General features: G+C 57.7%; 11 protein-coding genes. 5 read left to right on the top strand and 6 right to left on the bottom strand.

The features are described from left to right. Nucleotides 1–3 precede the first annotated feature (3 nt). From BUA38_RS38655 to BUA38_RS29145, 4 genes are all read left to right on the top strand, one after another. On the top strand, nt 4–309 hold the full coding sequence (locus BUA38_RS38655) for a ferredoxin family protein (RefSeq protein WP_072823422.1): 306 nt from the start codon (nt 4–6) through the stop codon (nt 307–309). Between the two features lie 66 nt (nt 310–375). Further along, a complete protein-coding gene (locus tag BUA38_RS29155; protein WP_244553094.1) occupies nt 376–1,719 on the top strand; it encodes an FAD-dependent oxidoreductase in 1,344 nt (447 codons plus the stop codon). A gap of 170 nt (nt 1,720–1,889) precedes the next feature. Further along, a complete protein-coding gene (locus BUA38_RS29150; protein ID WP_072823418.1) occupies nt 1,890–3,353 on the top strand; it encodes a PLP-dependent aminotransferase family protein in 1,464 nt (487 codons plus the stop codon). 306 nt (nt 3,354–3,659) lie between these two features. Beyond that, the gene (locus tag BUA38_RS29145) at nt 3,660–4,034 is read left to right on the top strand and encodes a nuclear transport factor 2 family protein (protein WP_072823416.1); all 375 of its coding nucleotides are present in this window, start codon (nt 3,660–3,662) and stop codon (nt 4,032–4,034) included. 342 nt (nt 4,035–4,376) lie between these two features. Here BUA38_RS29145 and BUA38_RS29140 read toward each other — a convergent pair whose 3' ends face one another. The 5 genes from BUA38_RS29140 to BUA38_RS29120 form a co-directional block, all read right to left on the bottom strand. Continuing rightward, a complete protein-coding gene (locus BUA38_RS29140) occupies nt 4,377–6,014 on the bottom strand; it encodes a GMC family oxidoreductase (protein WP_072826520.1) in 1,638 nt (545 codons plus the stop codon). A gap of 102 nt (nt 6,015–6,116) precedes the next feature. Further along, nucleotides 6,117–6,965 carry an enoyl-CoA hydratase-related protein gene (locus BUA38_RS29135; protein WP_072823414.1) on the bottom strand — a complete coding sequence of 283 codons (849 nt, stop codon included), beginning with the start codon at nt 6,963–6,965 and terminating at the stop codon, nt 6,117–6,119. A gap of 32 nt (nt 6,966–6,997) precedes the next feature. After that, nucleotides 6,998–8,263, bottom strand: coding sequence for a CaiB/BaiF CoA transferase family protein (locus BUA38_RS29130; RefSeq protein WP_072823412.1), 1,266 nt, complete (start codon nt 8,261–8,263; stop codon nt 6,998–7,000). A 394-nt stretch (nt 8,264–8,657) separates the two neighbouring features. Then, nucleotides 8,658–9,368 (bottom strand): SDR family NAD(P)-dependent oxidoreductase, encoded by a 711-nt coding sequence (locus BUA38_RS29125; protein ID WP_072826519.1) that lies wholly within the window; start codon nt 9,366–9,368, stop codon nt 8,658–8,660. 173 nt (nt 9,369–9,541) lie between these two features. Beyond that, nucleotides 9,542–10,426, bottom strand: a complete 885-nt coding sequence (locus tag BUA38_RS29120) for a LysR family transcriptional regulator (protein ID WP_072823411.1) — start codon at nt 10,424–10,426, stop codon at nt 9,542–9,544. 274 nt (nt 10,427–10,700) lie between these two features. On the opposite strand from BUA38_RS29120, the gene BUA38_RS29115 reads away from it, so the two are divergent. Continuing rightward, nucleotides 10,701–12,026, top strand: a complete 1,326-nt coding sequence (locus BUA38_RS29115) for an adenylate/guanylate cyclase domain-containing protein (protein ID WP_072823409.1) — start codon at nt 10,701–10,703, stop codon at nt 12,024–12,026. 412 nt (nt 12,027–12,438) lie between these two features. Here BUA38_RS29115 and BUA38_RS29105 read toward each other — a convergent pair whose 3' ends face one another. Continuing rightward, on the bottom strand, nt 12,439–13,227 hold the full coding sequence (locus BUA38_RS29105) for an alpha/beta fold hydrolase (RefSeq protein ID WP_244553093.1): 789 nt from the start codon (nt 13,225–13,227) through the stop codon (nt 12,439–12,441). Between the last annotated feature and the right edge of the window lie 2 nt (nt 13,228–13,229).

Genomic DNA, 13,229 nt, shown 5'->3' with positions numbered 1-13,229 from the left:
ACCATGCCCCACGTGGTTACCGGGAACTGTAACGGTTGTAGATTCACGGATTGCGTTCTGACCTGTCCGGTGGCGTGTTTCCATGGCGACGATCAGCGCATGTACATTGATCCGATAGCCTGCGTCGACTGCGCCGCATGTGTTCCAGCTTGCCCTGTTCAGGCTATCAGCGAAAGCGCAGATCTTTCGAAAGACGAACTGATGTGGGTTGAAATAAACGCCGAGAAATCGAGCGGGACCCCAGTGATCCGGACCAAGCAAACGCCATTGGCAGGCGCCGAGGAGCGGCGAGCCGCCCTGGGCTTCTGAGCGACCTAAACGCATTTAACCAGCTGATGGCTCGCTGTGAACGGAATTGGAACAGTCGTTAACCCCTTGCGTGTTGCGATCGTGGGAAGCGGTCCAAGCGGTTTTTACGCCGCCGAGGCGCTCCTGCAATCGGAGCACACAACCGAGGTCGACATTCTCGAACGCCTCCCGGTCCCTTATGGGTTGGTCCGCTATGGTGTCGCGCCCGATCACCCGCGATTGAAGGATGTCGCGGACACCTACGCAGAGATCGCTCGCCACCCGTGTTTTTCGTTCATTGGCAATGCGTCATTCGGCAAGGATTTCACCCTCAAGGAGTTGGCAGATTGCTATCACGCGGTGATTTTTGCCACGGGAGCGGCGACGGACCGGAAGCTTGGAATCCCCGGTGAAGATATTCAGGGGTGTCACGCCGCGACTTCGTTTGTCGGGTGGTACAATGGACATCCCGATTACCGCGATCTCGAATTCGATTTCTCGGGTGAATCCGCCATCATCATCGGTCAGGGCAACGTTGCCATCGACGTCTGCCGAATCCTGGCGAAGTCGGTCGACGAATTGAGAAAGACCGATATTGCGGCACATGCGCTGGAGGCCTTGGCCGAAAGCCGCATTCGCGAGATTCATCTCATTGGGCGCAGAGGGCCGGTTCAGGCGCGCTTTACCACCAAGGAACTGCGCGAACTCGGTCAACTGTCCGAATGTGATCCCTGTGTAGATCCGGATCATTTGCTGTTGGGTGACACCTGTAAATCCGAACTGAACGACGTCCGCGAGCCCGCTCGCCCACGCAATTTTGAAATCTTCCGAAGCTTTGCCTCCCGTCGACAGGAAAAGCCGAAATGCTGCCGTATCCACTTCCTCTTGAGTCCACGAGAAGCACGTGGGGGGCTCAGACTCGAAGAGCTTGTTCTTGAGCGAACTCGGCTCGTTGGTCCCGCCGGTCGTCAGCAGGCGGTCGGTACCGGTCAGATGGTGTCGATCAAAGCAGGACTGATGATTCGCAGTGTCGGATACAGCGGAATCCCGTTGGAAGGGGTGCCATTTGATGAGAAGCTCGGCACGATCCCCAACAAAGACGGCCGCGCGGAAGTGACATCACCGGCCGGATTTCCTGTCTACGTCACCGGTTGGATTAAACGTGGGCCGACTGGGATTATTGGAACGAACCGGGCCGATAGCATGGCAACCGTTGCGACCCTTCTGACGGACCTGCCGAACTTCAGCCCTCAGCACAAGCCTGGCCGCGAAGCGACGGTTTCGCTGTTGGCGCAGCGGTCGGTGCGGCCAATCTCTTTCCATGATTGGGAGATGATTGATCAGGCGGAAAGAGCGCGCGGCCTGCCCCTGGGCAAGCCGCGAGAGAAATTCACCAGGATTTCTGAAATGCTTGCGGCGAGCGGCGCCTAGCCATACGCTATCCGCAGACTCCGGGCGTTGATGGCAATTTCGGGTACCGCGTCGCCTCTCGGTCGTTGACAAGACGCTCTCTGATCGCGACGAACTCAGAGCGGGAACGCCGATTGCGGCCAGCAGATTTCGCGAAATATCGACTGTCGGATGGACGATAGGAGCTGCATATGCAGTTAGCCCTTGAAATTGACCTTTCGGCTGCATCACTGCAAGGACAGGTTTTCAATCAAATCTATGGGTTGATTGTGTCTGGCCGCCTGCGGCCCGGCACACGCCTTCCCGGCAGCCGTGCATTGAGCGAGCAGCTCGGGGTGTCCCGCAATACGATCATACTCGCTTATGAAGCATTGACAGCGGAAGGGTACCTGGAGTCTCGGGAGGGCGCTGGAACATACGTGTCAACAGCGCTTCCCGACAACTCGTTGTCAGTTGTTGACCGTTCGATCCAGACCGCCCACACGAAACCGGTCCACCTGTGCGTTCCGGCTGTGGACGACGCGACGCGATACATATTTCCCAATGAAATCGTTTTCGACTTTGCGCTCGAGAGCACTGACCCCGCCTGTTTTCCACGCAACGTTTGGCGCCGGCTAACCAATTGGCGTATGCAATCTTCGAAATTCAACCTGACGTATTCGGGTACTCCGAAAGGACTTCGCGAGTTGCGTGAAACACTCGCCGGGTATCTGGGCGCTTCTCACGGGATTTCATGCAGCCCAGATCAAATCGTAATTGTCACCGGCGTTCAGCAGGCGCTGAATGTCGCCGCTCACCTCTTCGTCCGCGCGGGTACGACGGTGGCAGTGGAAGCGCCCGGCTGCAGTGCAACTGCGGATCTTTTTCGGGCCTACGGCGCAAAGATTGCACCCGTTCCTGTCGATCAAAGTGGTATCGTCGTAGAACATGTGCCGCAATCTGGGGCGAGCGTCGCCTTCGTCACACCAGCCCGTCAGTATCCGATGGGCGTCATGTTGTCAGCATCCAGACGCGAAGCATTGCTGGACTGGGCTAATCAAACCGATTCCCATATTGTCGAAGTCGATTTCGACACCGAGATTCGGTATCAGGGCTCACCGCCGCTGCCGCTGAAAAGCCTCGACACCCACGGACGGGTGGTCCACGTCGGCTCTTTTGCGGCTTCCATCGGCCCGGGGCTGAGGGTGGGATACATGATCCTGCCGCCCCACTTGGTGAATCCTGCCGTCCACGCGGCTTCACTACTCGATCACGGCTTTCCATGCACCGGTGTTCCGTGGCTCGAACAGGCCGTGCTGAACGATTTCATCGAAACTGGCGCCTTCGAAAAGCACCTGAGAAAAATTCGCAGAACCTATATGGCACGGCGCGACTGCCTGGTCGCAGCGCTTCAAAAACACGTCGGATCCGTCCAGACAAACCCGGTGCATTGTGGCACGCACTTGGTATGGGAACTGCCGCCGGATTTTCCTAGCGCTGTTAAGCTACAGACGCGGATGTTAAAGCAGCAGATTGGCGTCTATACGCTACGTGACTGGAATATCGGGGACGCGGATTACCTGGAGAATTGCGATCGGTATCTCTTGTTGGGATTTGCAGCGCTGCCGGAACCGGCCATCGAAGAGGGAATCTCAAGGCTCGCCAAGGCGCTTTGAATACGAGAAGGGGAGTCGACCACGGCTGACCTACTCTACAGCCTGGCACGCACCATGGGCTTACGACCTCAGCAATTTTATCGCCCGCGGATGCGAGACAGTGCCACAAGCTCAATATGTGGCGCGAAACCGGTACCATCGGCTTTGCCTGCACCGGCGCTGTGATGACGGCTCCCACTTTATTAGGTTATTCCCGGAAATTGCGGGCGAGTTCCTACTGCGACGGCGCCGGCAGTTAGGAGCGCCGGCGGGTGTTTTCCACTTCGGTCATGGCGCTGCTGGTAGACACCACAAGGGAGCAAATCGATGAGTGGCACAGCTACGAATTTGGGCGATTATGAAGCCATCACAAAAGTCGTTCAACACTATCTGGACGGCGCAAAATCGGGCAAAGGAAGTGATATGAAACCCGCCTTCCACAAAGACGCTACGATTTTTGGATACGTGGGATCTGATCTTTTTGCAGGACCTATTCAGGGACTCTACGACTGGAACGACTCGAACGGGCCCGCCACGGGGATCAAATCCCGCATTTCGGAAATCGACATCGTTGGCACGATCGCGAACGTGCGTTTGGAGATCGACAACTGGACGGGATCGCGTTTTACGGACATGTTCACGCTACTGAAATTGGACGGCAAGTGGCAAATCATGAACAAGGTCTTCCATCTTCACGGTTGATTTTGCGGCGACGCCATCGTGATCAAACGCGATATGCTCTCTTGAACACCGGCCTTTGGCAGACTGATATCTTGAAGAAACTCACCAGGGCTCTGCGCGCGGTCGATATTCTTCGATGCCGTGATCTTGCGTTGAGAGCTAGAGGCTGGCCATCTGCCATTCGTCTCTGGTCGTCTTTCTCCGATCCGAGAACTTGGGACCCGGCTTCGGCCGGGTCTTGTTTCTTTGTCTTCGCCGACAGCGACCATCAGCAAATAATGGAATGCTGTGTTCGGGCTTGCGGTCCATTACCCACCGAGCCGACTATGATCTTATGCGGGCGACGATTTATAATTACTTATCCTAGACCAATCGAAATGGGGCATCGGACAACACATACTGCGCTCCCTTGTCTGCGATCATGATTGTCGGCGTATTGGTGTTGCCCGAGGTAATGGTCGGCATTATCGATGCATCGATAACGCGTAGCCTATCCAGGCCAATCACGCGCAAGTGCTGATCCACAACCGTGAGAGGGTCGTGCTCCAATCCCATTTTTGCTGTGCCGACTGGGTGAAAGATCGTCGTTCCGATGTCGCCGGCGGCCTTGGCAAGGGCGGCATCGCTGTCATCGACCGACGGCCCGGGAAGATACTCGTTTGGGTGAAACCGGCTGAGGGCTTTCTGCTTCATCAAGCGGCGCGTAACACGGATCGCATCGGCGGCGACCCTCCGATCCTCGTTGGTCGAAAGATAGTTAGGTGCGATGACCGGTTTCGCTGAGGGGTCAGCCGAGCGAAGGCGGACGGTGCCGCGGGAGGTCGGCCGAAGATTGCAGGCCGAAACCGTGATCGCGGGGAAGCGGTGCAGGGGGTCGCCAAATTTATCAAGCGAGAGTGGTTGGACGTGAAACTGAATGTTTGCGCGATCGAAATCTCGCGACGAGGTCGTGAAAATACCAAGCTGAGATGGCGCCATAGTGAGAGGGCCGCGCCGGAACAACGCGTATTCGATGCCCATCCGCGCGCGCCCAGCCAGCGAGTGGTAAGTCTCGTTGAGCGTCTTGATGCCGTGCACCCGGTAGATAGCCCTCTGTTGCAGATGGTCTTGCAGATTGCCACCTACGCCAAGCCGGTCGGCGACGACTTTGATGCCAAATTGCCGCAACGACGCAGGCGGTCCCACACCAGAAAGCTGGAGAATCTGCGGCGAACCGATAGAGCCGGCGCACAGGATGACTTCGCCTTTCGCGCGAACCTCGATCGTCCGCCCACGCTGCCGAAATCGGACACCGACGGCACGCTTGCCGTCAAACAGCACCTTTTCGACCAAAACCCCTGTTTCGAGGCGCAAATTGGCGCGATCCAGCGCAGGCTTCAGAAAGCCGCGCGCCGACGACCAGCGAAAGCCGCGCTTCTGATTGACGTGGAAGTACCCGACCCCTGTATTGTCCCCGGTGTTGAAATCGGGCGTCATCGGGATACCCATCTCGACGGCTGCCTCCGCGACCCTATCGAGGACATCCCATTTTACCCGCGGCAACTCCACGCGCCACTCACCACCAACGCCGTGATGTTCTGATTCACCCATAAAATGATCGTCAACGCGCTTGAAGACCGGGCGTACATCATTCCAGCCCCAGCCGGTGAGGCCCAGTTGACGCCAATGATCATAGTCAGCCGCCTGGCCGCGCATGGAGATCATGGCGTTGATCGCAGACGAACCGCCAATCACCTTGCCACGAGGATATTTAAGCGAACGGCCATTGAGGCCCGGTTCGTTCTCTGTCTCGAACATCCAGTCCGAACGCGGATTACCGATAGCAAACAGGTAGCCGACTGGAACATGGAACCAGATCCAGTTGTCATTATCCCCGGCTTCCAGAACCAGAACGCGGTTGTTTCTATCGATCGACAATCGATTCGCAACGACGCACCCCGCCGTTCCAGCTCCTACGACAATGTAATCGTAGTCGCCGTCCAATTCGATGCTGGTAACCAACGCTTTCTCCAACTGTTAGACTTATGCGCTACGAGGCCCAGCCAATACAACTATGTGTCGGGATCGCGCCCATCGCCGCCTCCTCCGAGAATGCAGAGCATCTCAGCGATGGCGGAAGACCGGAGCCCGCTTGTTGACGAAGGCGTTCATACCCTCCTTCTGCCCTTCAGTCGCGAAGGCGGCCTGGAACAGAAGACGCTCATGGCGCACCCCCTCAGAAAGGGGCACCTCGAACGCCCGATTGACCGCTTCCTTGGCCATCTTCACTGCAGGCGCGTTGTAGGCGGCAATCGTATGCGCGGCTTCCAGCGCAACCTGCAGAAGGTCGGTGTTCGGTACGACGCGCGCAACAAGACCGAGAGCCTTCGCTTCGGCCGCTCCGATGGAACGGCCGGTAAGAATGAGATCCATCGCAAGCGATTTTCCGATCGCATGCGTCAGCCGCTGCGACCCCCCCATACCGGGCAAGATACCGAGCTTGATCTCCGGTTGACCGAATTGTGCGTCCTCGGACGCAATGATGAAATCGCAGAGCATCGCGAGTTCGCAGCCACCGCCAAGCGCAAAGCCGCCAACGGCAGCGATGATTGGCTTGGAGATGGTTTTGATTTCGTCCCATGGGGCCAGAAAGTCGCTCATATAGAAACTGGTAAATGGCTTCTCCGCCATTTCAGCGATATCGGCACCAGCGGCGAACGCACGCGTACTACCGGTAATCACAATAGCCCTGACCTGATCATCTACATCGAATGCCTTCAAGGCAGCGAGTGTCTCGACCGCAACTTGAGCGGTCAGAGCGTTCAAGCTCTTAGGCCGATTCAAGGTAATGAGGCCGACACGATCGCGACGCTCGACGATAATGGTTTGTAGCGCACTGGTCTCGGATCCCGCGGCTGACTGCTCTGAGGGTCCCGGGCTGTCTTTGCGGATCGTTGCAACCGTATTGCTCATGGCCTGTTTCCTGCGTTTGGGAGATATCCGTGTCATTCAGCCGCTCGCGGTAGCGAACTGGATGCATCGACCCCGGTCGACGCGGTGTCGTCGGATGCGGCGTTCGAGTATGCACCGTGACCGGCCATGAGCTCGTTCAGAATAGCTTCGCGGTGTTGATTGAGCCCCGGTGAAACGGCTGGCGTTTCGACATCGTTATCCGCATAGCCAACGATACGGATGGGATTGCCTGCAGTCCGAATATAACGATCGCCTTGACCTTTCACTTTCACGATCATATTCCGGGCCTTGAGTTGCGGATGATCGAACAATTTATCGATCGTATTGATTGGCGAGCAAGGGACGCCGGCTTCGTTGAGCTTTGCGACCCAATGCTCAATTGGCTCTCGCGTGGTGATCGTCTCAATGGCCGTGATCATCGCGGGGCGGTTGCTGCAACGCATATCGTTAGTCATAAATCGCGGATCGAGTGCCAATGCGGGCGACCCAAGCGCATCCGCCATCAACATGAAAAGCGTGTCGTTGCCCGCGGCTATGATGAAGCGACCATCCTTTGCGGCGAAGCTTTCGAAAGGAGCTAGTGACGGATGACTGTCGCCGGTGCGACCAGGTACCTTGCCTTCCACGTCATAACGCGCCAGTGCCGTCTCCATCAGCGCCGCCTGACAGTCAAGCATGCCAATATCAACGCGAGTTCCCTGCGCGTTTTGAACTCGCTTATAAAGAGCGGACAAGATTCCGACGGTAGCGAAAAGCGCGGCCCCGAGATCTCCAAAACTGGTTCCGACGCGTGAAGGCGGACCATCAGGCCATCCGGTCAAGCTCATTACGCCACCCATGGCCTGCACAACCATGTCGTAGCCTGGCAGGTCACTGAATGGCCCAGTATGGCCAAATCCCGAAATCGACGCGTAGACGATGTGTGGGTGGGTCTTGGCCAGCCGTTCGGCCCCATAACCAAGACGCTCCATAACACCTGGGCGAAAGTTCTCCACAACGATGTCTGCCCGGTCAAGCAGCCGTTCGAGCAATTCCCTATCGCGCGGCGACTTAATATCGAGAACGATGCTTTCCTTGCCGCGGTTGAAGCACATGAAGTAGGCCGATTCATCAGCGACGAACGGGCCAAAGGCGCGCGTATCGTCACCGGTCCCAAACTTCTCGATCTTGATGACACGCGCGCCTAGGTCGGCAAGCACCATAGTGCAAAACGGTCCGGCTAACACCCGCGAGAAATCGAGGACCGTGATGCCTTCGAGCGGCCCCTTCTTCAGATCCTGAGCAGTTGTGCCCTGCATGTTAACTCTCCCCAAGACGCGGACCGTTGTGTTTTAGTCGCAAAATGCACCGTCGATTCCGACCCGTTGGCATTCGCGTCGGGTTGCGTCCCTTGTCGGCCTTCATCGGGCCGCAGCGATCAACGAACCCGAACTGATGGCGTCTCAGCCCAAAGCGGACACGGTTGATTTTACAACCCAAATGCCCGGTCGGCGAAGTACCGGTTCGATTGAAAGACCTGAGTCCGCGAAACTCCCGGAGCCAGGGCAACAGACGCGCGATAAGTCTTCCTCAACTTTGGATCAACGAATGTGGAGGCGTAACATTTGGGGCGCTTCCAGTTGTACGACGACCTTATCGACCCGAAGTTTGCCGGGATAGGAGAGCAGCGGCCTAGCCGCCTCTCCTCTTTGCTCAATGACCGGCGCTCTGGCCACCGTCGACGTGCAGGATCTCACCGGTGACAAAGGGGGCGTTTTCCAGAAACATGATCGCGTCGACGATGTCTTGAATTTCTCCCATGCGTCCCATCGGGTGCAACTTCGCTTTGAACTCATGTGTTTCGGGTTTGTGCATCGGCGTCTTCATGACGCCTGGCGCGACGGCGTTGACCCGAATTCCCTTTTTTGCGTACTCGATTGCCAGAGACTTCGTGGCTGCGTTCAACCCACCTTTGGTCATGGAGGCGAGCACCGACGGAACATTGCTGTTGGCGTGGTCGATAAGGCTGGTCGTGATCTGCACGATATGACCCGACCCCTGCTTCAGCATTTCGGCTGCGACGCGCTTGGTGATCCTGAAGAAGCCGCCAAGATTGGTCGCAAGTACCGAAGCGTAATCTTCCTCGGTATAGTCAACCAGCGGCTTTGCAATGAAGATGCCAGCATTGTTGATCAAGGTGTCGATGCGTCCGAAACGTGCCAAACCTTCCTCAACGATGCGGTCGGCTGTCTTCGGATCGGCAACGTCGCCGGCGATGTTCAAGACGTCCGAATCCTTGCTGGGCTTGATGGACCGGGAATTGGCAATCACTCGGTAGTTGCGGTCGCGATATCCCTTCACAAGCCCAGCGCCAAAGCCCTGCGATGCACCGGTGATGACGGCGACTTTCTGCTCTGTTCCCATGGTGTTTCCCATTAATCAGCGGACGACCTGATTGCCACCCGCCAGACGGTCCACGCCTGCCCCAACATGTATAGTGCCGTCTGAACGCATTCGAGCGGTCGCTGGCCGGCAGCTTCTGTTTCGAAAATTGGAACAGTGCACGGCCGTGCAAACGCATGAGGCATGAATTGCAGTCAGTTCCTGAATTCTCGGCGCGCCGAGCGGACGCTTGCCACGATGTGTGCGTGCACTTCCGACACTCTGTGCGTTTGATGGGTGTCGGGATGCGAAACCAGCCAGTAGTTTCTCACGAAGCGGATCTCGGGCAGTAGCCGCTTAAGCTCTGGAAATCGTCTTGCAGCATAGTCGTGCAGTATTCCCACGCCGTGGCCGCCCCTCACCGCCTCGATCTGCGCCACCACACTCCCGCACTCGTAGCGCCTGTTCACGAATTTTCCGAGTGCAGAAGCATAGTCGAGCGCTCGACTGTAGACGAAATCCTCGACATGCGTAACGAAGAGATGGCCGGCGAGATCGGCCTGCTTCCTGATCGGTCCTGAGCGCTTCAAATAGCTTTCGGCGCAATAGACGCTGAGCGTGTAGTCGGTAAGTTTTGTGACAATCAGCTTGCCCTGCTTCGGGCGATCCAACGTAATTGCAATGTCGGCCTCTCGCCTCGACAGCGAGAATGTCCGCGGCAGCGGAACAAGTTGAATGAGCAAGTCGGGATGACGCGCGGCAAGCGCACCGAGCTGGCTGGCAAGAAAATAATTCCCAAGCCCATCGGGGGCGCCGACGCGAACGGTCCCGGAGATTGCCTCCGACGATCTACCAAGGTGAGCGCCGACCTGAAGGAATTCCGATTCAGCCCGCTCCGCTGCGGCAACGAGGGTCTCGCCTGCGCTTGTCAACACGCAACCCGTGGTACGTCGCTCGACCAACTGCGTTTTCAATTCCTGCTCGAGGGCGGTAAGTTGCCGCGCCACGGTCGCGTGGTTCACGCCCAAACGCCGAGCGGCACCGAGAATCTGACCCGTTCGGGCGACTTCCAGGAATATGCGGATACGATCCCAATCCATCGACTTTAATTTCCGCACAACAAAATCCGCGATAGCTATCGTTGATGCGCGGACTTTAACATTTCATATCGGACTTATGGAAACAAGGAGGCGTGTGCGGACCGCATCACGGTCCTTTTCGCTCACGTCGAGACTGGTTGACGCCTCGATGCCAGCAAATGAGCCGATGTCTCGGGCTGAGTTCGTTCTGGCCGCCGTCGCAGAACTCGCGTAGCAATTTGGGCGGTGTTACCATGGCGCCGGCAGAAGCAAGCCCAGCGGGGACGGTCATCCGATGAGTTATTCAGAATTGCCACTGACACGCTACGCGATGAGCGGGGATGTAAGCGTCGCTTATCAGACCATGGGAGATGGTCCCATCGAGATCATCGCCATCCCCGGAGCCATTTCGCACGTCGAGTTCATGCATGAGATGCCCGGGTATACGGCGTTCTTGCAACGTCTTTCAAAATTCGCCCGCGTCATCACCTTTGACAAGCGTGGCCAGGGACTGTCGGACAGGATATCCGGCGCCGCCACGCTCGAAGAGCGCATGGATGACGTTCGAGCTGTTCTGGACTCCGTTGGCGCACAACGTGCTGCTCTGCTCGGCTTTTCCGAGGGTTGCGCAATGAGCGCAATCTTTGCTGCATCCTATCCCGAGCGCGTTTCACACCTCGCCTTGTTCGGAGCGTTTATCCGCTACCCGGAGCTTTTTCCGGGCGCTGACCCACAGGTGATCGCTCAGGAGCAGATGAAATATTGGGGGACCGGCGCCTTGATGAAGGGTGTAATAGCCAGCAGGGCGTCCGACCCTGACGCGGTTGCGAAGTTTGCCAAATTTGAGCGTCTGTCGGCCAGCCCCGGCGCAATGAAGGCCATGCAGTTGTTGAACTTCCAGATCGACGTCGGCCACATCCTTCCAGCCGTGCGCGTCCCGACACTTGTGCTGCACCGGGTAGCCGACGCACAGGTCCCGGTCCAGTTGGGACGCGATTTCGCGGCGCAAGTTCCCGGTGCCAAATATATCGAATATCCCGGCGGTGATCATGCATTCTGGTCAGGCGACGTAGAGGCATTGCTCGGCGACATCGAAGAGTTCATCACCGGGCATCGCGAGACTGAATCGACCGATCTGGAGCGCATCCTGGCGACCGTGCTGTTCACCGACATTGTCGACTCAACTCGTCGCGCTGCCGAAATGGGCGATCAGAACTGGCGTCGGTTGCTGGACAGTCACGATCAGCTAGCGCGCCAGACGGTTCAAAGACACCGCGGCAATCTGATCAAGAACACCGGTGACGGCATTCTCGCCACCTTCGATGGACCCGGTCGCGCCGTACGTTGCGCGCTGGCGTTTTCGGCCGCAGCCAAACAGATTGGCTTACTCTTGCGTTCGGGTTTGCACACTGGAGAAATCGAGGTCAGAGGCCGCGATATCGGTGGCATCGCGGTCCACGCCGCGGCGCGGGTAATGGCAAATTCCGGGCCCGAGGAAGTCCTTGTATCCCGCGTGGTCTCGGACCTCGTAGCGGGCGCAGGACTGAAGTTCGACAAACGCGGAGCATATGAGCTCAAAGGCATCCCCGGTCGATGGGATTTATTTGCAGCCAGCGAGTGAAGCGATAAGTTTGATCTGGACCCAACTTGCATCTGCTCGTCGGGCCAAAGCCGGATACGCCTCTAAGTCCACATTTGACCCCCGACGAAATGATCCCAGGCCAGTATTCGACCGGCTCGCGCGTGGCGATCGCCTCAATGGCCGTTACCATTGGCGATTGCTGCACGACATGTTGTTGACCATGAGTTGGGGGTCGAGAGACATTGATCCAATGCGTGACACGCACCTGCGCGGCATGGCGGCGTTACCAGCGCTTGGCGACAGGCAAATCGTGGGTGGACAAATCGTGCGTAGGCATAGCGGCCATATCATACTCCAGCAGTTGGGCGCGCTAACCACCGGGCGCACATACTTTGCGTGTTGGTGAAACCGCGAAATATGTGCGCTCTTAACGGATGCGGTGATCAGCAAACTACTTTGCGGCGGCCTCGATCACGCGGGCGACCGCTTCCGGTTGAGAGACAAAAACGGCGTGGCTTGCGGCCAGTTCGGTAACCTTGGCGCCCGAGCGCTGATACATCCAACGCTGAAGCTCAGGACTTACCACGCGATCCTTGGTGGTCAGGATGGCGTAGCTGGGCTTGTTGTGCCATGCAGCCTCAGAGATCGGCGCGGCCATGGCCTTCTCGGCAAGCTGTTGCTGCGAGTCCGACATGAACTTAGCCTGCGCCGCCGGGACGTCCGCGGCATAGGTTTCCCGGAACTTTGCCGCCGGGATGTAGAAATACTTGATGTCCGGCGCGGTCCGATTGGTGGCCGCTCGCATGGCATCGTTTGGCGCGGCAAACTTCGACATGAGCTGGCCGCTAGCCTCCCCTTTATCGGGCTGCAGGGCGGCCACATAGACGAGGGCGCTGACCTTGGGGTCGTTGCCCGCTTCCGTGATCACCGAGCCGCCATAGCTGTGGCCGACCAACACGACGGGCCCCGCCTGCTGATCGATGACGCGTTTGGTAGCATCCACGTCTTCGGCGAGGCCGGTGAGCGGCTCCTGCACGATAGTTACATGGAAGCCGTCCTTGTTCAGGATGTCGTAGATGGCGCGCCAGCCAGAACCATCCGCCAGTGCGCCGTGGACAATGACGACGTCCTTCGCAGCCGGTTTCGTCTGGGCGTGAGCCATCGTGCCGCTCACGGCGATCATGAGGGCTATGGCAGAAGTCTTTCGGAGTATAGACATGTGATTCTCCAGGTGTTTCATTT

The organism is Bradyrhizobium erythrophlei (assembly GCF_900142985.1).
GTDB classification, from domain to species: domain Bacteria; phylum Pseudomonadota; class Alphaproteobacteria; order Rhizobiales; family Xanthobacteraceae; genus Bradyrhizobium; species Bradyrhizobium erythrophlei_B.
Note: the sequence above shows the minus strand (reverse complement) of the source record. Positions and strands in the feature narration are given on the sequence as shown.